This window comes from Micromonospora sp. WMMD558 (assembly GCF_049315255.1).
Taxonomy (GTDB): Bacteria; Actinomycetota; Actinomycetes; order Mycobacteriales; family Micromonosporaceae; genus Micromonospora.
Map to the genome: position 1 here is coordinate 1,996,903 of NZ_CP186061.1, position 23,937 is coordinate 2,020,839.

General features: G+C 74.0%; 26 protein-coding genes. 15 read left to right on the plus strand and 11 right to left on the minus strand.

The features are described from left to right. Nucleotides 1-42 precede the first annotated feature (42 nt). From ACN26Y_RS09735 to ACN26Y_RS09750, 4 genes are read left to right on the plus strand one after another with little or no spacing between them, the layout of a single operon-like run. The gene (locus tag ACN26Y_RS09735; protein WP_155334016.1) at nt 43-789 is read left to right on the plus strand and encodes a DUF5753 domain-containing protein; all 747 of its coding nucleotides are present in this window, start codon (nt 43-45) and stop codon (nt 787-789) included. Continuing rightward, the gene (locus ACN26Y_RS09740; protein ID WP_155329981.1) at nt 777-971 is read left to right on the plus strand and encodes a DUF397 domain-containing protein; all 195 of its coding nucleotides are present in this window, start codon (nt 777-779) and stop codon (nt 969-971) included. Before ACN26Y_RS09735 ends, ACN26Y_RS09740 begins: the two co-directional genes overlap by 13 nt. An 18-nt stretch (nt 972-989) precedes the next feature. Next, on the plus strand, nt 990-1,394 hold the full coding sequence (locus tag ACN26Y_RS09745; RefSeq protein WP_155329982.1) for a helix-turn-helix domain-containing protein: 405 nt from the start codon (nt 990-992) through the stop codon (nt 1,392-1,394). Nucleotides 1,395-1,429: 35 nt separating this feature from the next. After that, complete coding sequence (locus ACN26Y_RS09750) at nt 1,430-1,849, plus strand: VOC family protein (RefSeq protein ID WP_155329983.1); 420 nt, start codon at nt 1,430-1,432, stop codon at nt 1,847-1,849. A gap of 70 nt (nt 1,850-1,919) precedes the next feature. Here ACN26Y_RS09750 and ACN26Y_RS09755 read toward each other — a convergent pair whose 3' ends face one another. After that, nucleotides 1,920-3,215 carry an SdrD B-like domain-containing protein gene (locus tag ACN26Y_RS09755; protein WP_422734628.1) on the minus strand — a complete coding sequence of 432 codons (1,296 nt, stop codon included), beginning with the start codon at nt 3,213-3,215 and terminating at the stop codon, nt 1,920-1,922. A 122-nt stretch (nt 3,216-3,337) separates the two neighbouring features. Between ACN26Y_RS09755 and ACN26Y_RS09760 the strand changes: the two genes are divergently transcribed. Both ACN26Y_RS09760 and ACN26Y_RS09765 read left to right on the plus strand, forming a co-directional pair. Further along, nucleotides 3,338-3,955 (plus strand): histidine phosphatase family protein, encoded by a 618-nt coding sequence (locus ACN26Y_RS09760; protein ID WP_155329985.1) that lies wholly within the window; start codon nt 3,338-3,340, stop codon nt 3,953-3,955. A gap of 30 nt (nt 3,956-3,985) precedes the next feature. After that, nucleotides 3,986-4,399, plus strand: coding sequence for an ASCH domain-containing protein (locus ACN26Y_RS09765; protein WP_155329986.1), 414 nt, complete (start codon nt 3,986-3,988; stop codon nt 4,397-4,399). Nucleotides 4,400-4,506: 107 nt separating this feature from the next. Here ACN26Y_RS09765 and ACN26Y_RS09770 read toward each other — a convergent pair whose 3' ends face one another. Further along, on the minus strand, nt 4,507-5,169 hold the full coding sequence (locus ACN26Y_RS09770) for a type 1 glutamine amidotransferase domain-containing protein (RefSeq protein ID WP_422734629.1): 663 nt from the start codon (nt 5,167-5,169) through the stop codon (nt 4,507-4,509). Between the two features lie 72 nt (nt 5,170-5,241). Between ACN26Y_RS09770 and ACN26Y_RS09775 the strand changes: the two genes are divergently transcribed. After that, nucleotides 5,242-6,126, plus strand: coding sequence for a LysR family transcriptional regulator (locus ACN26Y_RS09775; protein ID WP_155329988.1), 885 nt, complete (start codon nt 5,242-5,244; stop codon nt 6,124-6,126). A 216-nt stretch (nt 6,127-6,342) separates the two neighbouring features. Next, nucleotides 6,343-7,113, plus strand: a complete 771-nt coding sequence (locus tag ACN26Y_RS09780; RefSeq protein ID WP_155329989.1) for an enoyl-CoA hydratase/isomerase family protein — start codon at nt 6,343-6,345, stop codon at nt 7,111-7,113. A gap of 441 nt (nt 7,114-7,554) precedes the next feature. On the opposite strand, the gene ACN26Y_RS09785 is transcribed toward ACN26Y_RS09780, so the two are convergent. The 3 genes from ACN26Y_RS09785 to ACN26Y_RS09795 all read right to left on the minus strand — a co-directional run bounded on the left by ACN26Y_RS09785 (nt 7,555) and on the right by ACN26Y_RS09795 (nt 10,392). Continuing rightward, nucleotides 7,555-7,998 (minus strand): HNH endonuclease, encoded by a 444-nt coding sequence (locus ACN26Y_RS09785; RefSeq protein WP_155329990.1) that lies wholly within the window; start codon nt 7,996-7,998, stop codon nt 7,555-7,557. A 325-nt stretch (nt 7,999-8,323) separates the two neighbouring features. Continuing rightward, entirely contained in the window at nt 8,324-9,871 is a 1,548-nt protein-coding gene (locus ACN26Y_RS09790; RefSeq protein WP_155329991.1) for an FAD-dependent oxidoreductase, read from the minus strand. A gap of 38 nt (nt 9,872-9,909) precedes the next feature. Further along, nucleotides 9,910-10,392, minus strand: a complete 483-nt coding sequence (locus ACN26Y_RS09795; protein ID WP_155329992.1) for an MSMEG_6728 family protein — start codon at nt 10,390-10,392, stop codon at nt 9,910-9,912. Nucleotides 10,393-10,469: 77 nt separating this feature from the next. Here ACN26Y_RS09795 and ACN26Y_RS09800 point away from each other — a divergent pair, with 77 nt between their 5' ends. After that, complete coding sequence (locus ACN26Y_RS09800; RefSeq protein WP_155329993.1) at nt 10,470-12,266, plus strand: potassium channel protein; 1,797 nt, start codon at nt 10,470-10,472, stop codon at nt 12,264-12,266. Between the two features lie 3 nt (nt 12,267-12,269). Here the strand turns inward: ACN26Y_RS09800 and ACN26Y_RS09805 are convergent, their stop codons facing one another. Both ACN26Y_RS09805 and ACN26Y_RS09810 read right to left on the minus strand, forming a co-directional pair. Further along, entirely contained in the window at nt 12,270-13,493 is a 1,224-nt protein-coding gene (locus ACN26Y_RS09805; protein WP_155329994.1) for an APC family permease, read from the minus strand. 11 nt (nt 13,494-13,504) lie between these two features. After that, on the minus strand, nt 13,505-14,272 hold the full coding sequence (locus tag ACN26Y_RS09810; RefSeq protein ID WP_422734631.1) for a phosphatase PAP2 family protein: 768 nt from the start codon (nt 14,270-14,272) through the stop codon (nt 13,505-13,507). A gap of 113 nt (nt 14,273-14,385) precedes the next feature. Between ACN26Y_RS09810 and ACN26Y_RS09815 the strand changes: the two genes are divergently transcribed. Continuing rightward, entirely contained in the window at nt 14,386-15,597 is a 1,212-nt protein-coding gene (locus ACN26Y_RS09815) for a DUF4032 domain-containing protein (RefSeq protein WP_155329996.1), read from the plus strand. A 13-nt stretch (nt 15,598-15,610) separates the two neighbouring features. Here the strand turns inward: ACN26Y_RS09815 and nagA are convergent, their stop codons facing one another. From nagA to ACN26Y_RS09830, 3 genes are read right to left on the minus strand one after another with little or no spacing between them, the layout of a single operon-like run. Then, nucleotides 15,611-16,720 (minus strand): N-acetylglucosamine-6-phosphate deacetylase, encoded by a 1,110-nt coding sequence (gene nagA, locus ACN26Y_RS09820; protein WP_155329997.1) that lies wholly within the window; start codon nt 16,718-16,720, stop codon nt 15,611-15,613. Next, nucleotides 16,717-17,607 (minus strand): ROK family protein, encoded by an 891-nt coding sequence (locus ACN26Y_RS09825; RefSeq protein WP_230689044.1) that lies wholly within the window; start codon nt 17,605-17,607, stop codon nt 16,717-16,719. The genes nagA and ACN26Y_RS09825 overlap by 4 nt, the downstream gene beginning before the upstream one ends. 41 nt (nt 17,608-17,648) lie before the next feature. Beyond that, entirely contained in the window at nt 17,649-18,578 is a 930-nt protein-coding gene (locus ACN26Y_RS09830; protein ID WP_422734632.1) for an SIS domain-containing protein, read from the minus strand. Nucleotides 18,579-18,769: 191 nt separating this feature from the next. Between ACN26Y_RS09830 and ACN26Y_RS09835 the strand changes: the two genes are divergently transcribed. The 4 genes from ACN26Y_RS09835 to ACN26Y_RS09850 all read left to right on the plus strand — a co-directional run bounded on the left by ACN26Y_RS09835 (nt 18,770) and on the right by ACN26Y_RS09850 (nt 22,325). After that, nucleotides 18,770-19,555: a DeoR/GlpR family DNA-binding transcription regulator gene (locus ACN26Y_RS09835; protein WP_155330000.1), complete on the plus strand. Its 786-nt coding sequence runs from the start codon at nt 18,770-18,772 to the stop codon at nt 19,553-19,555. Between the two features lie 120 nt (nt 19,556-19,675). Next, entirely contained in the window at nt 19,676-20,683 is a 1,008-nt protein-coding gene (locus ACN26Y_RS09840) for an ATP-binding cassette domain-containing protein (RefSeq protein WP_422734633.1), read from the plus strand. Beyond that, nucleotides 20,680-21,699, plus strand: a complete 1,020-nt coding sequence (locus ACN26Y_RS09845; RefSeq protein WP_155330002.1) for an ABC transporter permease subunit — start codon at nt 20,680-20,682, stop codon at nt 21,697-21,699. The genes ACN26Y_RS09840 and ACN26Y_RS09845 overlap by 4 nt, the downstream gene beginning before the upstream one ends. Nucleotides 21,700-21,890: 191 nt before the next feature. Continuing rightward, nucleotides 21,891-22,325: a DUF3263 domain-containing protein gene (locus ACN26Y_RS09850; RefSeq protein WP_155330004.1), complete on the plus strand. Its 435-nt coding sequence runs from the start codon at nt 21,891-21,893 to the stop codon at nt 22,323-22,325. A gap of 32 nt (nt 22,326-22,357) precedes the next feature. On the opposite strand, the gene ACN26Y_RS09855 is transcribed toward ACN26Y_RS09850, so the two are convergent. Continuing rightward, on the minus strand, nt 22,358-22,573 hold the full coding sequence (locus ACN26Y_RS09855; RefSeq protein ID WP_155330005.1) for a hypothetical protein: 216 nt from the start codon (nt 22,571-22,573) through the stop codon (nt 22,358-22,360). Nucleotides 22,574-22,800: 227 nt separating this feature from the next. On the opposite strand from ACN26Y_RS09855, the gene ACN26Y_RS09860 reads away from it, so the two are divergent. After that, complete coding sequence (locus ACN26Y_RS09860) at nt 22,801-23,865, plus strand: hypothetical protein (protein ID WP_230688944.1); 1,065 nt, start codon at nt 22,801-22,803, stop codon at nt 23,863-23,865. The last annotated feature ends 72 nt before the right edge of the window (nt 23,866-23,937 follow it).

Below are 23,937 nucleotides of genomic sequence, written 5' to 3' on the forward strand. Positions count from 1 at the left end.
GATGTGCTCGGGACGTTCGGGATGAAGGAGGGCCGCCAGGGGATGAACCGGTTGGTGATGGTCGCCATGACGGAGGCAGGGGAGACGGCCGAGAGTCTGGCCGCACAGGTTGGAGTGGACCCGAAGACCGCACAACGTTGGGTGACCCACGGACGGATCCCGCAGACCCGGCACCGCGCCCAGGTGGCATCGATCCTCGGGAAGGACGTCCTGGAGCTGTGGCCGGACGCGTTGAAGCGCCGCGAGCCGGCCTGGTTCCGGCCCTGGACAGACATCGAGCGCGAGGCCACCGGGCTGCGCTGGTACGAGCACGCCGTTCTACCAGGACTTCTCCAGACCGAGGCATATGCCCGAGCCGTTCTCGCCAGCGGTCCACTCAACGCCGATGCGGAGGTGTATGTCGAGTCCCGGCTCCGGAGGCAGGCTGCGGTGCTCGACCGTCCCCGGCCGCCGTTGACGGTGTGCGTGATCGATGAAGCGGCGTTGCGCCGGGGCCCCGCCGAGATCATGCACCCGCAGCTCGATCATCTCGTGGCGATGGCCGAGCGGCCGAACGTCATGGTGCACGTGGTGCCGTTCACGGCAGGGCTGCACCCGGGTCAGGCCGGCCCGTTCATCATCGCCACGACGGCGGACGGTGAAGAGGTCGGCTACCTCGATGACCAAGCGGCCGGGCGCATCACAAACGACGTTGCCGCCCTCTGGGCTGTCTGGGATACCGTGAGGTCCGTTGCACTTCCGCGAGACCAGTCCATCGACTTTCTGCGAGCACGAACATGGCTGACCTGACCCGCGCGCGATGGCGTACCAGCACCCGTAGCAGTTCGAACGGCGGCGCGTGCGTCGAGGTCGCCGACAACCTGCCCGGCGTCGTTCTCGTGCGCGACACGAAGGACCGCGACGGCGGCACCCTGGCGTTCACGCCAGCCGCCTGGCGGGCCTTCGTCGTCCAGGTCGCCGAACGTGCCTGAGCCGGCCCCGACGAGCACGTGAGCAGGGCCACCGAGGAGACCAACCGGGCGATGCTGCGCGCCCGCGACGCCATGGACCGGGCGTACGCGGACCCACTCGACATCCCCGCCCTCGCGAAGATCGCGTACGTCTCCGAGGCGCACTTCATCCGGACCTTCCGGGCGACGTTCGGCGAGACCCCGCACCGCTACCTGCAGCGCCGGCGGGTGGAGCGGGCCATGGACCTGCTCCTGAACACCGCGCAGGGCGTGACGGACATCTGCTACGCCGTCGGCTTCAGCAGCCTCGGCACGTTCAGCCGGACGTTCCGGCAGATCGTCGGCGAGTCGCCCACCGACTTCCGCAAGCGGCGGACGGCGCCGGCCGCGCCGGTGCCGAGCTGCTTCACCAAGGCCTGGACCCGGCCCAGCAGTTTTGGATAAGCAGCAGGTCAGGGGCGACCACTAGCGTTCCCGGCATGACGATGAACGCGATTTCCCGCTCCCAGATCTACGTCCTCGACCAGGACGAGGCGCTCGACTTCTACGTCGGCAAGCTCGGCCTGGAGGTCAACACGGACCAGGACCTCGGCTTCATGCGCTGGCTGACGGTCAACGTGCCCGGCGACCCGCAGCGCGAGATCCTGCTGGAGCGGCCCGGCCCACCGAACCTCGACCCGGCCACCGCCGAGCAGGTCCGCGAGCTGCTCACCAAGGGCGCGGCGGGTGGCTTCCTCTTCATGACCACCGACGACGCCCACAAGACGTACGAGGACCTGGTCGCCAAGGGCGTCGACATCACCGACGAGCCGATGGAGCGGCCGTACGGCATCGACTTCGGCATCCGCGACCCGTTCGGCAACAAGATCCGGATCGGTCAGATGTTTCCCCGGGGCTGAGGAGCCGGACGCCGGCCCCGGACCGGGGCCACGGCGGAGACACCCGTCGCGGCCCCGGCACCCGAACCGGTCAGGACGTCACGACGCCCACGTCGACCACGGTCTCCGTGCCTGCCGCCACATCGATCACGACGCTCCCGGCGAAGAGGTAGTAGCTCCCCGGATCCGTCAGGGGCACGACGTCGGAGTCCGTCGCGTCGTCACCCACGTTCGGCGGGCTGAAGGAGCGCGTGTAGTACGGATCGACGGCGGCCTGGACAACGTACCGCCCGGGCTTCACCGGGAGCTGCCAGGTGCCGTCCGGGCTCACCGTGACCGGGTGCTCGAGCGGATCGCCGTCGGCTGGGTCCTGCCGGAGGACCGTCATCCCCTCGACCGCCCAGTCGGCACCGGTCTCGCCGGCCTCGCGGATGCCGTCCCGGTCGTGGTCCGTCCAGACCAGGCCGCGCAGGATGCCGGGCTCGACGACCGTGACGGTGGCGCTGGCCTCGTTGTTCGCCGTGTTCTCCTCGGTCGTCGAGGAGGACTTGACCGTCGCCGTCGCCACCGGAGCGTCGCCCGGGGCGAGCTGCTCGACCGCCATCGTGATGGTCAGCGGCTCCGAGGTGGCACCCGTGGCCAGGCCGAGCGAGTAGGCGCAGCCGTACGACGTGACGCCCGTGACGGTGTCCGTGCCGAGGGAGCAGTCCCAGCCGTACGGGCCGTTGCCCGTGACGCCGCGCATGCCGGCCGGGACGGGCAGCTCGACATGGACGCCGTCGGTGGCGGCCCCGCTGTTGTGGGCCTCGATCCAGTACGTGACCTGGCCGCCGACGATCACCGAAGTCGGCTTGGCGACCATGCTGACGGTCAGGTCCGGCGCGACGTGCCGGTAGGTGACGGAGCCGCTGTTGTTGGTGAGCACCTCCTCCTTGCTGGTGGTGGTCGCCACCGCACCGACCACCACCGACTCGTCGGTGCCACCCGGAGGGACGTAGACGCCCAGCCGCAACGACGGCGCGGTCACCTCGCCGGCCGCCAGTGAGCCGTACGAGCAGGTCCAGACCGGTTCGCCATAGGTGCAGTTCCAGCCGGGCGGGGACGGGTTCTCCCCGCCGCTGCCGGGGAGGACGCCGGCGGGACGGGAGATGGTGAGCGACACGTCGTTGGCCGTGCCGGTGCCGACGTTGCGGACCTCGACGGTCATGGTCGTCCAGCCGCCCTCGACGGGGACCTCGGTCGGCTCGGCGGTCACGGTGGCCCTGAGGTCGGCCCGCTTCGGCGCAGCGGTCGCCGGGGTGGCCGGCGTGACGCCGACCGCGACGAGGGCGGCCAGCGTTGCTGCGGCCGCTCGGGCCCAGCGGTTGTTGATCGTTCTCCGGTGCATGTCATCCTTCCGTATCCGAACGGATCGCACACTGCGTCCGCTCGTACGGCGTCGCACTCGTTCGATCGGTTACATAGGACGGTGAGGGCGAAGCGGCGGCTCGCGGGTTGAGGAGTGATCAGGTGCCGAGTCGACTGTTGTTCCTGACCCGGCACGGGGAGCCGGACCACCCACCGAGCGGAGAGTCGGCGGCCTCGGGGCTGTCCGTGCGGGGCCGGCGGCAGGCGTCGCTGCTCGGCGAGCGGCTGCGGGAGGCGTCCCTCGACGCCGTTCACCACGGCCCGCTGCCCCGGGCCGCCGAGACGGGCGGGCTGGTCGCCGCGGCCCTGCCCGGGGTGCCGGTGCACGTCACCGACCTCGCCGGGGACCACCTGCCGCACGACACCGACCCGGCCGGGCTGCCGCCGTCGTACGCCCGTTTCCTGGACGGCTTCCCGCCCGCCGAGCGGGCCGACGGGCCGCGGGTGACGGCGGCGGCCGTGCGGCGGTTCGCCCGGCCGCCGGTCGAGGGGGACGTCCGCGAACTGGTGGTCACCCACGCGTTCCTGATCGCCTGGCTGGTCCGGGAGGCCCTGGACGCCCCCGCCCCGCGCTGGCTCGGGCTGAACCCGCAGCACTGCGGGCTGACCGCCATCCGCTACGTCGACGGATTGCCGCCCCGGCTGGTCGCCTTCAACGACGTGGCGCACCTGCCGCCCGAGCTGCGGGGCACCGGGCTGCCGCCGGAATACCGGGTGTGACGGGGCGTCGGCACCGCTAACGTCCCGCCCATGTCCGAACTGCCCAAGGCCGAGTTCGCCTTCCCCGGCCCGCTGCGGGACCGGCTGGTCGCCGCGATCCTGTCCGGCGCGAAGACCACCACGACGGGGCTGCTGATCGGGTACGAGCACGACGGCGAGCCGCTGCCCGTGGCCGGTGGTCGCTCCGTCGTCGTTGACTCGGCCGACCGTCCGGTGGCGGTGATCGAACTGACCGACGTGCGGGTGCTGCGCCTCGGCGACGTCGACCTCGCGCACGCGCGGGACGAGGGCGAGGGGTTCGAGACGGTCGCCGACTGGCGGACCGGGCACGAGGAGTTCTGGCACGGCGCGGAGTTCCGTGACTTCCTCGGCGACCCGGACTTCACCGTCGACGATGACACCCTCGCGGTGGCCGAGCGGTTCCGGGTGGTCGAACGGCTCTGACACCTGACGGAGTCGACGCCGCACCTTCCCGGAAAGTGCGGCCTTCGCGGACGGAATGGCCGCTCTTTCCGGGAAAGTGCGCCCATGGAGGACCCACGGGACGCGCGTCAGCCCGCCTGGACGGCCGTCACCACCGCTTCGGCCAGCGCGCGGGCGGACTGCGGGTTCTGGCCGGTCACCAGGCGGCCGTCGACGATGACCTGCTCGTTCCAGTTCGGGGCGGGTACGTGCGTGGCGCCGGCCTCGGTGAGCTTGTCGGCGAGCAGGAACGGCACCTCGTCGGTCAGCCCGACGGCGGCCTCCTCCTCGTTGGTGAAGCCGGCCACCCGCTTGCCCGCCACCAGGTGGGAGCCGTCCGAGAGGCGCAGGTTCACCAGGGCGCTGGGCCCGTGGCAGACCGCCGCGACGACACCGCCGCGCTCGTAGATCGAGGCGGCGATCCGGGCCAGGTCCGGGTCGTTCGGGAAGTCCCACATGGTGCCGTGGCCGCCCGCGAACATGATGACGTCGTACCCGGTCGGGTCGACTTCGGCCGCCTTCGGCGTGTTCTCGACGCCGGCGGTGGCGAGGAAGGCGTTCTGGGTGGCGTCGTCCGGGTCGTGGCCGTCCACCGGCGGCTGACCGCCGGCCACGGAGACGAGGTCGACGTCCCATCCGGCGGCCCGGAACACCTCCCACGGTTCGGCGGCCTCACCGACGTAGAAGCCGGTGTCCCGGCCGGTGTTCCCGAGCTGGCGGTGACTGGTCAGGGCGATGAGTGCACGAGTCATGCCGACCATGCTGGCGCGCCGATCCATAGCTGACCAATAGCCGAAGGGTGCCACTGCGATAGGTTTCCTGATGTGAAGGTCTCGCTCGACCTGCTCCGCAGCTTCCTCGCCGTCCACCGCACCGGGTCGGTCACCGGCGCGGCGCACCTGCTCGGGCTCGCCCAGCCGACCGTCACCGCGCAGCTCCGGGCGCTGGAGGAGGCCGTGGGCCGGCCGCTCTTCGACCGCCGGCCCCGGGGAGTGGCCCCGACGGCCGCCGGGGACGAGCTGGCGAGACGGGTCGCCGAGCCCCTGGACCGGCTCGACGAGGTGCTGGCCGAGGACCCGGCCGAGCCGTACCCCCGGACGGTCTTCCTCGGCGGGCCGGCCGAGTTCCTCGCCGAGCGGGTCCTGCCGGCGCTCGCGGGGCTGGTCGCCGACGGGCTGGAACTGCGGGTCACCGCCGGCCTGCCCGAGCGGCTGGCCGACGACCTCGCCGCCGCCCGGCTCGACCTCGCGGTGACCAGCGTCCGCCCGCGCCGGCGCGGGCTGACCACCGAGCCGCTGTACGACGAGGAGTTCGCGCTGGTCGCCGCCCCGGCCTGGCGGGACCGGCTGCCGACCCCGGTCACCCCGTCCGCGCTGCGGGAGGTGCCGCTGGCCGCGTACGCCGAGGAGGCGCCGATCCTGCGCCGCTGGTGGCGTACGGTCTTCGACACCCGGCTGACCCGGACGCCCGACCTGGTGGTGGCCGACCTGCGGGCGGTGCTCGGCGCGGTGGTGGCGGGTGCCGGGGCGAGCGTGCTGCCGACGTACCTGTGCGACCGGCACCTGGCCTCCGGCGAGCTGGTGGCGCTGCTGCGACCGGCCGTGCCCCCGCTCAACACGCTCTTCCTCGCCACCCGCCCCCAGGCGGCCGGCCGGCGCGAGGTCCAGGCGGTACGCCGGACGCTGCTGGCGGCGGCCGCCGGCTGGTGAGGTGGGCGCGTCCAGCGTGATCCACTCCATGCCGGCGGCATTGCGCGATCAACTCGGCCGGGTTACCGCCATGCCGGGGACACGGGGTGGATCACACCGGATGGCCGGGCCGGGCGAGGTCTGCGTGACGGCCGCCACCCGCCGCGCCCGGGGCGGAGTCCGCGCCGATATGGTCGCCGCACCGGGCCGGTGGTGACCCGGGCGGGCGGAGGGAGAGTGGCGGTGGCGGACGCGGAACTCCTCGTCGAGGTGACCGGCGCGGTGGCGACGGTGGTGATCCACAACCCGGCCCGGCGCAACGCGATGACCGCGGCGATGTGGCGGCAGCTTCCGGTGCTGCTGGACAGCCTGGAGGCCGACCCGGCCGTGCGGACCCTGGTGCTCACCGGCGCGGACGGCACCTTCTGCGCCGGGGCGGACCTCGGCGACCTCGACGAACTGCTCGACGCCGGTGACGCGAGCATCGCCGTCGAGGCCGAAGAGCGGCTGGCCGCCTTCGCCAAGCCGACCGTCGCCGCGATCCGGGGCGCCTGCGTGGGTGGCGGGTGCCAGCTCGCCGTCGCCTGCGACCTGCGGATCACCGCCGACGACGCGCGGTTCGGCGTACCGCCGGCGCGGCTGGGCCTGGTCTACCCGGCGCCCACCACCCGGCGGCTGGCCCGGCTGGTCGGGCCGTCCGCCGCGAAGCACCTGCTCTTCACGTCGGAGCTGATCGACACCGACCGGGCGCTGCGGATCGGCCTGGTCGACGAGGTGCTGCCCGCCGACCGGCTGACCGCCCGGGTGGACGAGATCACCGCCGCGGTGGCGGCGCGGTCGCAGCTCACCGTCGCCGCCGCCAAGGAGATCGTCGACGGCCGCGCGGACGCCGACCGGATCGCCTGGTGGCACGGGCAGGTCCGGGCCAGCGGCGAGGCCCGCGAGGGCGTGGCCGCCGCCAACGAACGCCGCCCGGCCCGTTTCACCTGGACACCGCCGGTCGCCTGACCGCGTCACGGCGTCCGCCACCACCGTGCCGGACACCGGCCCGACACCCACCGGTGCGACGGGCACCCCGTCGATCGGGGGCCCGTCCCCGACGCAGGGCCCGTCCCCGGCCGGGGTCGCGGCGCGCGGCGGCACCGTCTCGGTGAGCTGCGACAAGAAGACGGCAGTGGTCGTGGACGTCGCACCGGCAGCCGGCCACCAGCTCGGGGAGTACGAGCCCGGTCCGGCGCGGGAGGTGCGGGTCGAGCTGGTGTCCACCGGCAGCCGCAGCGTCGTCACCGCCCGGTGCGCCAACGGTCGGCCGGTGACCCGGGTGCGGGAGGACCCTCCGATGGCCGGCCCGGACCAGACGACCCGGTCGGCCACCGGAGGGGGCCGGCGGGCGCCGCGCCGAGGTCGTAGCCTCCCGACGCGGCCCCCCGTACCCCGCCGGCCGGTTCGTCACCGCCCCGCGAGCGACGCCCACGTCGGGGTCACCGGCTCGCGCCGCAGCGGCATGCGCGCCTCGGCGGGCGTCCGGTCACCCTTGCGCTGGTTGCACTCGTAGCAGGCGGCGGTCGTGTTCCGCCACGTGTTCCGGCCGCCACGCGAGCGGGGCAGGATGTGGTCGATGGTGCCGGCCGGGCCGCCGCAGTACGCGCAGCACCGGCCGTCCCGCCGCAGCACCCCGGCCCGGGACCAGGCGGGGCCGGCGCTGAACCGCCAGCGGGTCACCACGTACCGGACGAGCCGTACCACCCGGGGAACCGGGAACACCCCGATCACCCGATCCGGCTCGGCCTCGTGGATCTCGGCGACCCGGCGGCAGAGCATCCGGATCGCGTGCTGGACGGTGACCCGGTGCAGCGGGCCGAGGTCGGCGTTGACGACGAGGACGGCGTTCACCGGCGTCTCCCTCCCTGACTGGCGGTCCCCCCGGACGACGGGAGCCGCCCGGTCCTGCTGCGGCGGACGGGGCGGCTCGACGTGGGTACGCGTCAGTCGGGCCGGCCACCTCCACCGGCACGGCAACCGTCGCCGGGCGGCACCGACGGCACACGGCTGACGTGCGGCATCGACATGAACAGCTCCCGCGGCGGTGGTTGACCTTGCGCGATCACGGTAGGGGTGGCCGGTGACCCCGGCAACGCATTTCGATCTCATCCCCGCCCCCCATGCGTGTCGATCATGAAGTTGGCGGGTGATTTGGAGATCAACTCACCCGCCAACCTCATGATCGACGGGGTGGTTGCGGGGTGTGGCGGGCCAGGAGGCCGCGCGGGCGGATCGAGTGGACCGGCTCCGCCGCCCCGCCCACGGCCCGCAGGATGTGGTTCGCCGCGACGACCCCGGTCGCCGCGGACCGCTCCATCAGGGCGCTCGGGAACTCCGTGCGGATCCCGTCACCGGCCAGAAAGAGACCGTCGGCGTCGGTGCGGACGCCCGGCCGCCACCCGTTGCTCCCCGGAACGAAGGCCGGTGCCTGCGCCTCGACGCGGGCCCGCAACTCGCGGATCCGCAGCCGGGAAGCCTCCGGCCACAACGTGCCCAGCTCGGCCCACATCCGCTCCGCCAACTCCCCGGCGGGCACGCCCGGATCGCAGGCGTACGCGTGCAGCTCCACCACTGACCCGCCGGTGCGTACGGCCCAGCGGCGGGACTCGTTCTCCAACCGGTGGTAGAGCGTCACCGAGTCCAGGGTGGCCCGCCGGGACACGCCGCTGAACACCGCCCGCCCCGGATCCACGTCCCCGTCGCACCAGTAGCGCGCCACCGCGTACGGCGGACCGGGCCGGCCGAAGACGGGCATCCGCGCCACCAGCTCGGGAGCGGCCTCGACGAGCGCCGGGGAGGCCGCGACCAGCGCGGCGAGTGCCGGCGGGTCGAGAGCGAGCACGACGTGGCGGGCGTCGTACGCCCCGCCGGTGGTCTCCACCCGCCAGCCGGCGGCGTCGCGGTGCAGCCCGGTGGCCGCGGTGCCGGTGACGATCCGGCCACCGTGCTTCTCGACGTGGCGGGCCAGCGGCTGCCAGATGGCGGTGGCGTAGTCCTCGTCGGGGCAGTCGAACGCGAGCCCCTCAGGGTTGCCGAGCAGGTAGAAGTGGAACTGCGCGATCATCTCGGCGGCCGACATCTCCGCCTCGTGGTTGAAGAACGAATGGGAGAAGACCTCGAAGAGCATCGCCCGCGCCCGGTCCGGCAGCTTGAGCGAGGTGAGCAACTCGTCGGCGGTGGTGTCGTCGAAGTCGGCGTACGTGCGCACCGGATCGTAGGTGAGCAGCGGCAGCGCGGCGTCCCGATCCATCCGGCGCAGGTCGGCGAGGCGCAGGCTGGGGCTGCGCACCAGGAGGGTGAGCAGGTTCGCCGGGGGAGCGGGCGGGAGCCGGCCGAACTCCTCCGTGGGCCAGTCGGCGGAGAGGACCGGGTAGCCGGGGATCGGTTTGAGGAAGCCCAGCGCCGGGTCGATCCGGCGGAGGATCGACCGCCAGTTGTAGTACTGCCGGAAGAACGCGTGGAACCCGTGCTCGTTCATCTGGCTGCCGTCGGGCAGGGACTCCGGCCAGGCGCCGAGCCGGCCGCCGAGGGTGGGGGCCGCCTCCAGCACGGTGACCGGCACGCCGCGCTCGGCGAGCACCACGGCCGCCGACATGCCGGCGATCCCGCCGCCGACCACGACGGCCGGGACCGGGTGCGGCACGCGGGGCGCGCCACCGCCGCCGGGGTCGACCAGGTGCCGGCGTACGCCGATGAGCCGGCCGACCACTTGCGACACCGCCATGCGCCCAATTCTGCCCGAAGTGAAAGGAAGGGGCCCTTTCACCTCAGGCAGCGGCGCTCGCGGTCGGAGGGGGGCCAGACGTACTCGAGGTCGGGGGGGACGTCGTCGCCGAAGATCGGGCGGTAGTGCCCGGGGTCCTTGCGCAGCAGGGACGAGCGGTGGCTGAGGTGCAAGTCCTCGCGGCCCAGCCAGGGCGGCAGTTCGCCGGCCTCCGCCAGCTCGTCCTGGCTGCGGATGCGGGTGATGCCGCACGCGTCGGCGAGGTCGGTCGTCATCGTGGCGGCGCAGGTGTCCGCCCGGCCGGGCTCGGACCAGACCGCGCACATGTCCAGCCCGTACCGGGTCAGCGCCTCCTCGTACCCGGCCCACATTTTCACCGCCGGGTGGTTGCGCCAGCCGTACGTCGGCCGGGTGAGGCCCCGCAGCACCTGGATGGTCTCGACGCGCTGCTTGCCGAGTCGCTTCTGGTCCAGCACCCGGGCGCTCGCCACGAAGTCCGGATACGGGAGGAATGTCTGCATGCCGGTGCTCTACCCGCCGTGAAGTCGGACATTCGTCATGATCGCGGGGCTGCGCACGCTGCTGTCGGCTGACTACGATGCGGCACATGGCGGAGCCCCTGCTCGATCGTGCGCGGCGGGCCGGCCGTCGGTTCCGGGGCAACGGCGACCCCCGCGCGCACTACGTCATCTGCGGGCACGACGCCCTGGCGTACTGGGTGGTGAAGGCCCTGCTCGCCACCGAGCTGCAGACCGCCCGGATCCGGGTCACCCTGGTCGTCCCCGAGCGGCGGCGCACCGACAGCCCCGACGGGCGGGACATCGAGGGCGTCGAGGTCATCCGGGCCGACCGGCTGGACGAGGTGACGTTCCGCCGGGCCGGCCTGGTCGGGGCCGACGGGCTGGCGCTGCTGCACCAGGACGACGTCGGCAACATGCACGCCGCCCTGTGCGCGCAGGAGGTGGAGCCCCGGCTACGGCTGGTGGTGCGCATGTTCAACACGGGCCTGGCCAACGGCGTACGGCAGATCTTCCCCGACTCGGCGGTGCTCTCCGACGCGTCGATGGCCGCCCCGGCCTTCGTGGCCGCCGCCCTCGGCGAGGTCGCGCCCACCCACTTCCGGCACGGCGGGCGCACCCTCTACGTGGCCCGCCGCGACGACGTACGCCCCCAGGACGTCGTGTGCGGGGTGGCCGACACGAACGACCCGCAGGAGGTTCGGGTACTCCCCGCCGACGAGCGCACGGCCGACGTGGTGCTCGCCGAGGCGACCGGCGCCCCACCGGGCACCGAGGTGGCGGCGCGCCGGCTGCGGCGGGCGCGGCGCCGGCGCCGGCCGATCGCCATGCTGCTGCGGGCGGTCCGCAGCTTCGCCACCCGCAAGATCGGCATCGCGGTGCTGGTGCTGCTGGCGGTGATCGTCGTACTCGGCGGCCTCTACGCGGGCACCGCCCACGTCGGCTTGGGGCAGGCGCTCTACCTGACCCTGGTCACCACCCTCAGCGGGCAGGACCCCGACGCGGGCAAGCCGGTCGGCGAACAGGTCCTCCAGGTGGTGCTCAACCTCGCCGGGCTGGCGCTGATCCCGCTGATCACGGCGGTGGTGGTCGACGGCATCGTCAACGCCCGGCTGGCGCTGCACTCCGGGCGGATCCTGCCCGAGCGCTCCGGCCACGTCGTCGTGGTCGGCCTGGGCAACATCGGCATGCGGGTGATGGCCCAGCTCAACGACTTCGGGGTCGAGGTGGTCGCCATCGACAAGAACCCCGACGCCCGCGGCGCCGGCCTGGCCCGGCGGCTCGGTGTGCCGCTGGTGGTGGGGGACGCCGCGACGGAGGAGACGCTGCGCGCCGCCTCGGTCGGCACCTGCCAGGCCCTGGTCGTGGTCTCCACCGACGACGGAGCCAACCTCCGGGCCGCGCTGAACGCCCGCGCCCTCAACGACGAGGTGCAGGTCGTGCTGCGCCTGTTCGACGGGCACTTCGCCGAGCGCATCCAGCGGGCCTTCGGCATCGGCGTCTCCCGCAGCGTGTCCTACCTCGCGGCGCCCTCGTTCGTCGCCGCGCTGCTCGACCGCGCCGTGATCGCCACGATCTCCGTGGGCCGGCACGCCCTCCTGGTCACCGACGTCTCGGTGGCCGCCGGGTCGGCCCTGGACGGGCGTCCCCTCGGCGCGGTGGGGCGGGTGGAGAGCGTACGGCTGCTCGCGCACGCCCGCGCCGGCCAGCGGTACGACTGGTCGCCCGACCGGCGTCTGGTGATCGTCGCCGGTGACCGGCTGACCGTGGTGGCCCGGCGGGCCGGGCTGAACGCTCTGCTCCGCGCAGCCGGTCCACCGGAGCCCCCGCCGCCGGCCCCGGCCGGCACCCCGACCCCGCGGGAGGCGGAGGAGTGAGGGTCAGCGGCGGACGGCGTACCAGAGGGCGCCGAGGGCGAGGACGCCGAAGCCGGCGAGCACGCTCGACAGCGGCAGGTTGACCGCGAGCAGCAGGCACCCGGCCAGCCCCGCCACGGCCAGCGCCCGCACCGGCAGCTTCCGTTCCGGCTCCCGGCCCAGCGTCAGCGCCGCCGCGTTGGTGATCGCGTAGTAGACCAGCACGGTGACGCTGGAGAAGCCGATCGCGTCGCGGACGTCACCGAGGACGACGATCACGACGACGACGGCGGCGACGGCCAGTTCGGCCCGGTGCGGCACCCGGTGGACCGGGTGGACCGCGTCCAACGCGCCGGGCAGGTCACGGCGGCGGGCCATCGCGAGGGTGGTGCGGCCGACCCCGGCGAGCAGGGAGAGCAGCACCCCGGTGACCGCGACGGTCGCCCCGGCGCGGACCACCCAGGCGAGGCCGGGCAGCCCGGCAGCGGTCACCACGTCCGCCAGGGGCGCGGCGGAGCCCGCCAGCCGGTCCGGCCCGAGGACGCCGAGGGCGATCACGGCCAGCACCAGGTAGCCGACCAGCACCAGACCGAGCGCCAGCGGCACCGCCCGGGGGATCGTCCGCTCCGGATCGCGGACCTCCTCGCCGAGGGTGGCGACGCGCGCGTACCCGGCGAAGGCGAAGAACAGCAGGCCCGCCGCGGTGAGCACACCCCGGGCGGAGCCGCCGGGGTCGGCGATCCGGTCGAGGGACACGCCGGTCGCGCCGGCCACCGCGACGAGGGTCAGCACCGCCAGCACGACCACCACGAGGATCCGGGTGGCCGTCGCGGTCTTCGCGACGCCGCGCAGGTTCACGGCGGTCACGGCCACGACGGCGGCGACGGCGACGAGCCGGGCCTGGCCCGGCCAGAGGTACGCCCCGACGGTCAGCGCCATCGCCGCGCAGCTCGCCGTCTTGCCAACCACGAACCCCCAGCCGGCCAGGAAGCCGGCGAACGGGCCGAGGCGTTCCCGGCCGTACACGTAGGTGCCGCCGGACTCGGGGTACCGGGCGGCGAGCCGCGCCGAGCTGGTCGCGTTGCAGAACGCGACGAAGCCGGCGAGCGCCAGCGCCACCAGCAGGCCGACACCGCCGGCCGCCGCGGCGGCGGGGGCGAACACCACGAAGACACCCGCGCCGAGCATCGAGCCGAGGCCGATGACCACCGCGTCGCGTACGCCGAGCCGGCGTGCCAGTCGCTCCACGAGCGGCGACCCTACGGGTACGAGGTGAACGGCCGGTTCCAGCGGTCGACCGCTCCGGGCAGCGGAACGTCGTCCCAGGGCACCCGGTGCAGCAGCCGGTCCAGGAGCAGGCCGAGCAGGAGCCCGGCCACCGAGTCGGTCAGCCAGTGCCAGCCCAGGTACGTCGTCGTGCAGAGCACCACGAGGGGCGGGACGAACCGGACCACGGTCACCAGTCGGGTCGGCATGGCCCGGCCGTAGCTGCGCAGCAGCGGTGCGAGCAGCAGGGCGATCACCGAGTACCAGACGATCGCGTTGGCGGCGTGCCCGGACGGGTACGACTGGGCGAAGCGCAGCGGCAGGTCGTCCTGGAAGAGAGGCAGCGTCCGCTCCGGCGGCAGGAACGGCTCCTGCGTGCTGGCGCTGGGCGCGGGCCGGGCCGTCCACACCTTGAGCGGCCCGATGGTCAGGTAGGTGGCGGCGAACCCGGCCACCGGCGGCAGCAGCGGGCGGACCGACCGCAGGCGGACGGCCAGCAGGGCGCCCAGCCCGGCGGCGATCAGCGTCAGCGGGGTGCCCTGCCCGAGGTAGTTGAGGATCCGCGCGACCCAGTAGGCGACCGTCGGGCGGTGCGCGTCGGACCAGTCGGCGACCGCCCGGTCCAGGCCGAAGAGGTGGCCCGCGGCGAGCGCGGCGGTCAGCGTCACGAGACCGGCGAGCAGCACCGCGTCGAACCACCACCCGGCCGGGCGGACCGGCCGGAGCCGCGGCTCGCGCCGTACCGTCGTGGTCTCCCGCACGCCGTCACGCTACCGGCCCCGGGCGGCGGCCGACCCGCGCGGTCCCGGGGGCGGCTGTGCGCCCGGCCACGTGGGGAAGCGCTCCGGCGGGGGTACGCGTCAGACTTGACGCCGTGCGGATCACCTCGGCCCTCGTCGACCCGGCGCTGCTCGACCTTCCGTGGTCGACGCCGCTGGCGGAGTGGCCTGCGCAACACCTGGTGGCGCTGCCGCAGGGCATCTCCCGGCACGTCGTCCGCTTCGTCCGGCTCGGCGGGTACGTGTACGCGGTCAAGGAGACCGGCGAGCGGGTCGCCGAGCGGGAGTACGACCTGCTGCGGGCCCTGGAGCGGATCGACTTCCCGTCGGTGGAGGCGGTGGCGATCGTCGCCGACCGGCAGACCGACGACGGGGCACCCCTCGACCCGGTGCTGATCACCCGGCACCTCCAGTTCTCCCTGCCGTACCGGGCGCTGTTCTCGCACACGCTGCGTCCGGAGACGATGCAGCGCCTGCTGGACGCGCTGGCCGCCCTGCTGGTGCGAATGCACCTGACCGGTTTCTTCTGGGGCGACTGTTCGCTGTCCAACACGCTGTTCCGCCGGGACGCGGGTGCCTTCGCCGCGTACCTGGTGGACGCGGAGACCGGGGCCCTGCGCAGCTCGCTCTCGAAGGGGCAGCGCGGGGAGGACCTGGAGATCGCCCGGGTGAACATCTTCGGCGAGGCACTGGACCTCCAGGCCGCCGGGCTGCTGCACGAGTCGATCGACCCCGAGGTGGTCTGCGAGGAGGTCGTGCAGCGCTACGAGCGCCTCTGGCACGAGATCACCTACGAGCAGCAGGTCGAGCGTGAGGCCCGGCACGACATCGAGGGCCGCATCCGCCGGCTCAACGAGATGGGCTTCGACGTCGCCGAGATCACGGTGTCGACCATCGACGGCGGGCGCTACCTGGTGCGGCCGAAGGTGGTCGACGCCGGCTACCACACCCGGCGGCTGCTCCGCCTGACCGGGCTGGACGCCGAGGAGAACCAGGCCCGCCGGCTGCTCAACGACCTGGACGCGTACCGGGCGGAGAGCGACCTGACCGACGAGCAGCAGGCGGCGCACCGCTGGCTGACCGAGGTCTTCGAGCCGGTGGTCCGGGCGGTGCCCGCGCACCTGCGCCGGAAGCTGGAGCCGCAGGAGATCTTCGCCCAGATCATCGAGCACAAGTGGCTGCTCTCCGAGCAGGCCGGCCGGGACGTGGGGATGGCCCCGGCGGTGCAGTCGTACCTGTCTGACGTCCTGGTGCACCGCCCCGACGAGCAGGCCGTCCTCGGCCTGGAGATCCCCGCCCCCCGCTGACGCCGGGGCGGGCTCAGTCCAGCCAGGCGCCGGCGCGCATCACCCGGACCACGTTCAGGTCGTCGTCGAGCACCACCAGGTCGGCGCGCAGCCCCGTCTGGAGCGCCCCCAGCCGGTCGCCGAGACCGATCGCCCGGGCGGGGGTGGTGGCCACCATCCGGGCCGCGTCCGCGATCTGGATGCCGGCGGCGACCGCGTGCCGCAGGGCGGCGTCCATGGTCAGGGTGCTGCCGGCGATCGCGCCGTCCCGCGCCAGCCGGGCCACCCCGTCGGCGACCGTGACCGACTGGCCGCCCAGCTCGTACTCGCCGTCGGGCATGCCGGCGGCGGCCATCGCGTCGGTGATCAGCGCGGCCCGCTCGGGACCGGCCGTGGCGGTCGCGAACGCCAGCATGCCGTCGTGCAGGTGCACCCCGTCCGCGACCAGCTCGCACACGACGTTCGAGGCGTCCAGCAGCGCCACCACCGGCCCGGGCTCGCGGTGGTGCACCGGACGCATCCCGTTGAACAGGTGGGTGGCGACGCTCGCGCCGGCCGCGACGGCGGCGCGGGTCTGGTCGTACGTGGCGTCGGTGTGCCCGACGGCGGCGACCACGCCGTGCGCGGTGAGCAGCTTGACCGCCTCCAGCGCGCCGTCCCGTTCGGGGGCGAGCGTGACCATCCGGACCGCGCCGCCGCCCAGCTCGATCAGCTCGCCGAGCTCCTCCGTCGACGGGTCGCGCAGGTACTCCGGGTTCTGCGCGCCGCAGCGGGCCGCCGACAAGTAGGGGCCCTCGAAGTGGACTCCCGCGAGCACCCCCGCGGCGACCAGCGGCCGGTACGCGGTGGTGGCGGAGCGCATCAGCTCGAAGGGTGAACTCACCAGGCTGGCGAGCAGCGTGGTGGTGCCGTGCCGCAGGTGGAACGCGGCGGCCTCGCGTGCCTCGTCGGCCTCGCCGGTGGTGAAGGTGTGCCCGCCCCCGCCGTGGGTGTGCATGTCCACGAAGCCGGGCAGGATCCAGTGCCCGTCGCGCACCGACGGGTACTCGGCGACGGCCGTGATCCGCTCGCCGTTGATCTCCACGCAGCCCTGCCGGACGACCCCGTTCGGGGTCACCACCTTGCCGGTCACCCGTACGGTCATCGCTTCTCCAGAGTGTCGAGGGCGAGCAGGGCGGCGCCGAGACAGCCGGCCTCGTCACCGAGGGCCGCCGCGACCAGCCGTGGCTCGCGGTGGAACGTCATCCGGTCGTGCAGCGCGGCCCGCAGCGGCTCGAGCAGTTGCGCGCCGGCCTGCGCGAGGCCACCGCCCAGCACGATCGTCTCGACGTCGAAGAGTGCCTGACCGGTGGCGAGGCCGTCGGCGAGCGCCTCGACCGCCTCCGACCAGGCCTGACGGGCCGGCGGGTCACCGGCGGCGGCCAGCGCCGCGACCTCCGCCGCGGTCACGGTCGGAGCGGTGGCCACCGGGTCGGTCAGCTCCGCGTACCGGCGGGCCACCGCCGACGCCGACGAGACCGCCTCCAGGCAGCCGGCCCGGCCGCAGCCGCAGAGCGGGCCGCGGGGGCGTACCAGGATGTGGCCGATCTCCCCGGCGGCGCCGTGCGCGCCGGTGGCGGCCGACCCGTCGACGACGTGGGCGGCGGCGATGCCGGTGCCGATCGCGACGAAGAGGTTGTGCCGGGCGCCCCGGCCGGCACCGAGCCGGGCCTCGGCGAGGCCGCCGGCGCGGACGTCGTGGCCGAGCGCCGCCGGCAGTCCGAGCCGGGCCTCGGCCAGCTCCCGCAGGGGTACGTCCCGGAAGCCGACGTTCGCCGACCACACGGCGACACCCCGCCCCTCGTCGACGACGCCCGGGACGGCGACGCCGAGCGCGATCGGGGTGAGCCCGTCCAGGCGGGCCTTGCCGGCGAGGGCGTCGGCGACGTCGAGGATCGTCTCGACGACCGCGGCCGGCCCCCGCGCGGCGTCCGTCGGGTGCCGCTCGCTGTGTTCGACCGTGCCGTCCGGGCGGACCAGGGCGCACTTCATCCCGGTGCCGCCGACGTCGAGCGCGACGACGACCTGGTCGGTCACGCGAGAACCACGGAGCGGCTGAGGTGCCGGGGGGCGTCCGGGTCGAGACCCCGGGTGGCGGCGACGGTGACCGCGAAGCGCTGCGCCAGGATCAGGTCGGCCATCGGGTCCAGCGGCGTCCGGCCGGCGGCCCAGTTGCCGATCACGCTGCGGCAGCCGTGGGTGCGGCTGTGCACGAACGCGGCTCCGGTGGCCGCCACGTCCTCCGCGAGCCCGTCCGGCAGGTCGCCGAACGCCCAGACCAGCCGGCCCGGGGCGGCGATCGAGATCGGGCCGTGCCGGTAGTCCATGGCCGGGTACGCCTCGGCCCAGAAGGTGGCCGCCTCGCGGCACTTCAGCGCGGCCTCGTGGGCCAGGCCGACGGTCCACCCCCGCCCCAGGAAGGTGACCTGCTCGATCCGGGCCGGGTCGATCGGCAGCGGTGCGCGGACGGCGACCTCGGCGTCGGCGGAGAGCGCGCCGATGTTGTCGCCGAGGTGGGCCCGGAGCAGGGCCAGCGCGGTCGTGGCGAACCGTGTCTGCACCACGGAGCGCTCGTCGGCGAAGGGCAGCGGCACCGTGGCGTCGGCCACCTCGACGGCGGGCGAGGTGGGGTCGCCGACCAGGACGGTGGTGGGCAGCACCCCGCGCAGCCCGGCGAGCAGGTCGGTGACCTCGGTGGTGGTGCCGGAGCGGGTGATCGCGACGACACGGTCGTACCGCCGGGCGACGGGGAACTCGCTGGCCTGGAAGGCGTCGGTCTCGCCCTGGCCGGCGTGCTCGCGGCGGGCCGCGTACGCCATCGCCATGAACCACGACGTGCCGCAGCCGACGACGGCGACCCGCTCACCGGGGCGCGGCAGGTGCTCGGTGGCGGTGGCGGCCAGTCGCGCCGCCTCCCGCCAGCAGTCGGGCTGGCTCGCGATCTCCGCGTCGACGTACGACATGAGAACTCTCCAGGGAGCGGTGCGCAATACGGCTCGTTAGGGCCGTCTTTCGCGCGTTATTCTGCGCGAACCCGGGTGGCCGTGGCAACCGTGCGCGGGATCGAGCAGAGGGAACTTTTGCCTCCGCGTAGTTTCGCGCACTAGTGTGCACGCAATCAATCACCGACCGCGCAGTAACTGGAGGGCCTGGGGTGGACCGGTACGCCAGATGGAACGCCCTGCTCGAAATGCTGACCGACAGCGGCCGGGTCAGCGTCGAGGAGGCCGCCGAGCGGCTGGACGTCTCCCAGGCCACCATCCGGCGCGACTTCGACCAGCTCGCCCAGCAGCAGATGATCACGCGTACGCGGGGCGGCGCGGTCGCCAACGGGGTCTCGTACGACCTCCCGCTGCGCTACAAGACCGCCAAGCACTCGGCGGAGAAGCAGCGGATCGGCGCGGCCGCCGCGGCCCTGGTGTCGCCGGGCACCGTGGTCGGCCTCAACGGCGGGACCACCAGCACCGAGGTGGCCCGTGCCCTGGCCGTCCGGCCGGACCTGAACACCAGCGCGGAGGGCGCCCAGCTCACCGTCGTGACCAACGCCCTGAACATCGCCAACGAGCTGCTGGTCCGCTCGCGGATGAAGGTGGTGGTGGCCGGCGGCGTGGTGCGGCCGAAGTCCTTCGAGCTGGTCGGCCCGCTGGGCGGGGCGCTGCTGCGCGAGGTCACGCTGGACGTCGCCCTGCTCGGCGTCGACGCGATCGACCCGCAGCTCGGCGCCGCCGCCCACCACGAGGGCGAGGCGGCGATGAACAACCTGATGGTGGCGCGGGCCAAGCGGGTCGTCATCATCGCGGACTCGTCCAAGCTGGGCGGTCACGCCTTCGCCCGGATCTGCGCGGTCGACCGGGTGGAGACGCTCGTCACCGACTCCGGGGCGTCCCCCGAGGTGGTCGACGCCTTCCGGGCCGCCGGGGTGCACGTCATCTGCGCCTGACCCGGTCGTTGAATCACTGTCGGTAGCGATCCGGTGCACCGATGCATACCGGGTATTGCGCCGATGTGTATACCGAGTATGGTGTCGCTCGTCGCCCACACCCAACGGGGGAGGTGCAGCTTGCCAGCTGTCCTGGAAATCGAAGGTCTACGGAAGACCTACAAGAGTCGCCGGCGCGGTACCCGCAACGCGCTGGACGGCTTCGACATGCGGGTCGAGGCGGGCCAGGTGCACGGCTTCCTCGGGCCGAACGGATCGGGGAAGACGACCACCCTTCGTACCCTGCTCGGCCTGATCCGGCCCGACGGCGGCCGGATGGCGATCCTCGGCCAGGAGGTGCCCGCGGCCCTGCCGGCGGTCGCCGGCCACGTCGGCGCGATCGTGGAGAGCCCCCAGTTCTTCCCGCACTTCACCGCCCGCGACACGCTGTCCCTGCTCGCCAGCGCCGGTGACGTGCCGGCCCACCGCATCGACGAGGTGCTGGAGCTGGTGGGGCTGCGCGACCGGGCCGGCGAGCGGGTGAAGACCTACTCGCTCGGCATGAAGCAGCGGCTCGCGGTCGCCTCCGCCCTGCTGAAGAACCCGAAGCTGCTGATCCTCGACGAGCCGGCCAACGGCCTCGACCCGGGCGGCATCCGCGAGATGCGTACGCTCATGCGCAACCTGGCCGAGTCCGGCATGACCGTCGTGCTCTCCAGCCACATCCTCGGCGAGATCCAGCTGATCTGCGACTCGGTCACGATCATCTCGCTCGGCCGCCGGGTCGCCTTCGGCCCCGTCGACGAGGTGCTCGCCCGCCACTCGTCCGGCGCCGTCCGCGTCCGCGTCGAGGCCGTCACCGACCTGCCGGCCGCCGCCGAGACGCTGACCCGGGCGGGAATCCGGGTCACCGCCACCGAGCCGGACCACCTGATGCTCACCGGGCTGGACAAGCCCGCCACGGTGACCCGGCTCCTCGCTGAGCAGGGCCTCTACGTCAGCGAACTGACCCAGGTCGCCGCCGACCTGGAGAGCGTCTTCCTCGACCTGACCGCCACCGCGCCGGTCCCCGGCCAGCACCGGCAGGTCGACCAGTCCACGAAGGTCGGTGCGGCGGACCAGCCCACCACGGGAGGGTGGAGCGCGTGAGTCTCTACCGTACGGAGCTGCGCCGGCTGCTGAAGCGGCGCTTCACCCGCTGGATGACCGTGCTCGGCCTGCTGGTGCTCGCCGCCGTGGTCGTCGGGGTGTTCCTCACCAACGAGAAGATCGACGCCACGGCGCGGGCCAATGCCGAGGCCACCGCCGAAGCGCAGTACCAGGAGCGGACGCGCTGGGCGGAGCAGGAGCGGGCCGCCTGCGAGGCGGCGAAGTCGAGTGGGACGGCGACCAACGACGGCCGGTTCCCGGACGACTGCTCGGTGATCACCGCGCCGCCGCGCGAGTCGATCGAGGCGGAGTGGTTCCTCCCGTCCACCTTCGACTTCCGGGAGAACTTCGGCTTCACCCTGCTGCCGCTCGCGGCGATCCTGGCACTGGTCGGGTTCGTGGTCGGCGCGTCCTTCGTCGGGGCCGAGTGGAGCACCGGCGGCATGATGAACCTGCTGCTGTGGCGGCCGAAGCGGCTCACCGTACTCCTGACCAAGCTGGCGGCGCTGCTCACCGGCCTGCTCGCGTTGGCCGTGACCACCACGGCGCTCTGGTTCGGCAGCTTCTGGATCGTCGCGACGCTACGCGGCACCACCGAGAAGATGACCTCTGGCGTGTGGCAGTCGTTCGCCCTGACCGGGCTGCGCGGCGTGGTGCTCGCGTTGGTCGGCGCCACGGTCGGCTTCGCCGTGGCCTCGCTCGGCCGGCACACGGCGATGGCCCTGGGCGGGGCGATCGGGGTGATCGTCGTCGGGCAGTTCGGCGTCGCCATCCTGCTCGCGCTGGCCGGGATCCGCTTCGCCGAGGCGTGGTTGCTGCCCACCTACGTGGCGGCGTGGATGCAGAAGAAGGTCACCCTGAAGAACTGGGAGGCCTGCCAGGCCACCTACTTCGGGGAGTGCAAGCCGGAGACGCTCGACATCACGTGGCAGCACTCGTCCCTGCTGCTCGGTGTCTCCCTCGTGCTGATCCTCGGCGCTGCGCTCTGGACGATGCGCCGGCGGGACATCTCCTGACGGCCGGCCGTGGAAGGCCCCACACCGGGGCCTTCCACGGCCGGCGTCGACGTTCCCGCGGCGTTCGGCCACGACCCGCGACGACCGGCCCGGACGTCGCGGGTCGACCCGTGCGGCCGGTAGGGAGTCCCACTAGGCTTGGGGCTCCCCGGGTCGGCGTCGCCGCGCCGACCGCCCTCGCGAGGAGTGCCATGCCGCCGGACGCCGTCCCGACCGCCGCCGAGCCGTCCGGAGACGGCCCGACCGGCGGGCGGGCGGCCGGCGACACCCGCGCGCGGGCCGCCGTACCGCCGCCCCGGCCCGCGCCGGACGTGGAGGCGGTCCCGTCCGACCCCGAGCCGGTCCCGCCGGATGCCGGCGGCGACGGCGACGCGGTTCCGGCCACCGGGACGGCGGACGGTCTGACCGAACGCGAGCGGGGCATCCTCGACTTCGAGCAGCAGTGGTGGCGCCACGCGGGGGCCAAGGAACAGGCCATCCGCGACCGGTTCGGCCTCTCCGCGACCCGCTACTACCAGCTGTTGAACGCGCTGCTCGACAAGCCGGCCGCGCTGGCCGCCGACCCGGTGCTGATCGGCCGGCTGCGCCGGCTGCGCTCCTCCCGTGCCCGCAACCGCCGCCGCTGAGCCTCGGCGCCCTGCCGGGCCCGGTGTGGTCGTCAGCCCTTCTCGTACGTGCGTAGGCCGTTGCCGATGGCGAAGAACGTCGGTGCCCACTCGCCGATGAAAATTCCCCAGCGGTCGGCCCGGGCCACACCCGCCTTCTCCAGGTGCTTGGAGAGGAACCAGCTCGTGAACGACAGGCCGATGCTCGCGAAGCCGGCCAGGTACGCGTGCTCCGCCCGAAGGCCGGCCTCGTGCAGTTGCTGCAACATCTGCGATCCCCCCACGTCGCGGACGGGCGGCTGGCGCCGCCGCCGGCCCTCGAGGCCGACCGATGCCGACGTTACCGTCCGTCCTGCCGGCGGAGCGCCGGGTTGACGGAAGGCGGTCCGGGCCCGCCCGGCGGCGGCATGCCGGCCCTCGGTGCGGGTAGGCGAGGTCGTCGTACCGGCACGGGCCGGGCCGGGACGGGCCGGGGTGGCCGAGGAGGGAGCGGGGCATGGGTGGGACGGACCCAGGCAGGCGACGGTCGGGTCCGGCGGGCCGGCCGACCGCGCCGGCACCAGCGACGGCGACCGGGCCGCAGCCGCACGAGTGGGTGGTGAACGCCCCGTACACGGTCCGGGACCTCGGCACCGGCGAGAGCCGGGTCCGCGACCCGGCCGACCCCCGGGTGGGGAGCCGGGCCCCGGAGGCGGTCGACGACCCGCGCCGGTCCGCCGTCCCCCGGACGATGCGGGTGCGGTCGGCGTCGGCACCGTCCCCCGACCGGCCGGTCAACGAGGACGTCGTGTTCCGGTTCGGGCCGCTCGTCGGCGTCCTCGACGGCGCCACCGTCCCGGAGGGCTTCGACACCGGCTGCGTGCACGGCCCCTCCTGGTACGTCCGGCACCTCGCGGCCCGGATCGGGCTGGCCGAGGCGGCCCGCCCGGCGGCGACGCTGATGAGCAACCTCGCCGCGGCGATCCTGGCGGTGCGGGCCGACCACGGCGACCAGTGCGACCTCGATCATCCGGGGACCCCTTCGAGCACGGTGTGCCTGCTGCGGGACGGCGGCGACCAGGTCGACTGGCTGGTGCTCTGCGACAGCCCGCTGGTGCTGGACGTCGGCGGCCAGGTGCGCGTGGTGACCGACGACCGCCTGCACACCGCGCTGGCGGACCTGCGGGCCACCGCGGCGGGACTCCCGGACGACGCCGACCGGACCACCCGGTTCCGGCACGCCGTCGGGGTGCAGCGGGAACGGATGAACCGGACGCACGGCTACTGGGTGGCGGCGTCGGACCCGGACGCCGCGTACCACGCGCTGGCCGGAACTCTGCCGCTCGGCGGGCCGGACGGGCTGCGCCGCGCGGCGCTGCTCAGCGACGGGGCTTCCGCGGCGGTGGAGCACTTCGGCCTGTTCGACTGGACCGGTCTGCTGGACCTGGTCACCGCCGAGGGGCCGGCGGCGCTGATCGACCGGGTACGGGCGGCCGAGCGGGACCTGCCGGACCGCCTCCGCCGGCACAAGGCCGCCGACGACGCCTCAGCCGTGCTCTGCGAGTTCGGCGACGGAGCGTGAGGAGGAACACGATGGGGGCCGACCGGCCGATACCTGCGACCGGACCGCCAGTCGGGCTCCAACGGGGTGGAC

Bases quoted from the DNA above. Each gene is read 5' to 3' on its own strand.
- ACN26Y_RS09735 (WP_155334016.1), top strand. From the start codon at position 43: ATGAACCGGTTGGTGATGGTCGCCATGACGGAGGCAGGGGAGACGGCC.
- ACN26Y_RS09740 (WP_155329981.1), top strand. From the start codon at position 777: ATGGCTGACCTGACCCGCGCGCGATGGCGTACCAGCACCCGTAGCAGT.
- ACN26Y_RS09750 (WP_155329983.1), top strand. From the start codon at position 1,430: ATGACGATGAACGCGATTTCCCGCTCCCAGATCTACGTCCTCGACCAG.
- ACN26Y_RS09755 (WP_422734628.1), bottom strand. From the start codon at position 3,215: ATGCACCGGAGAACGATCAACAACCGCTGGGCCCGAGCGGCCGCAGCA.
- ACN26Y_RS09765 (WP_155329986.1), top strand. From the start codon at position 3,986: ATGTCCGAACTGCCCAAGGCCGAGTTCGCCTTCCCCGGCCCGCTGCGG.
- ACN26Y_RS09770 (WP_422734629.1), bottom strand. From the start codon at position 5,169: ATGACTCGTGCACTCATCGCCCTGACCAGTCACCGCCAGCTCGGGAAC.
- ACN26Y_RS09790 (WP_155329991.1), bottom strand. From the start codon at position 9,871: ATGGCGGTGTCGCAAGTGGTCGGCCGGCTCATCGGCGTACGCCGGCAC.
- ACN26Y_RS09795 (WP_155329992.1), bottom strand. From the start codon at position 10,392: ATGCAGACATTCCTCCCGTATCCGGACTTCGTGGCGAGCGCCCGGGTG.
- ACN26Y_RS09800 (WP_155329993.1), top strand. From the start codon at position 10,470: ATGCGGCACATGGCGGAGCCCCTGCTCGATCGTGCGCGGCGGGCCGGC.
- nagA (WP_155329997.1), bottom strand. From the start codon at position 16,720: ATGACCGTACGGGTGACCGGCAAGGTGGTGACCCCGAACGGGGTCGTC.
- ACN26Y_RS09825 (WP_230689044.1), bottom strand. From the start codon at position 17,607: ATGAAGTGCGCCCTGGTCCGCCCGGACGGCACGGTCGAACACAGCGAG.
- ACN26Y_RS09830 (WP_422734632.1), bottom strand. From the start codon at position 18,578: ATGTCGTACGTCGACGCGGAGATCGCGAGCCAGCCCGACTGCTGGCGG.
- ACN26Y_RS09850 (WP_155330004.1), top strand. From the start codon at position 21,891: ATGCCGCCGGACGCCGTCCCGACCGCCGCCGAGCCGTCCGGAGACGGC.
- ACN26Y_RS09855 (WP_155330005.1), bottom strand. From the start codon at position 22,573: ATGTTGCAGCAACTGCACGAGGCCGGCCTTCGGGCGGAGCACGCGTAC.
- ACN26Y_RS09860 (WP_230688944.1), top strand. From the start codon at position 22,801: ATGGGTGGGACGGACCCAGGCAGGCGACGGTCGGGTCCGGCGGGCCGG.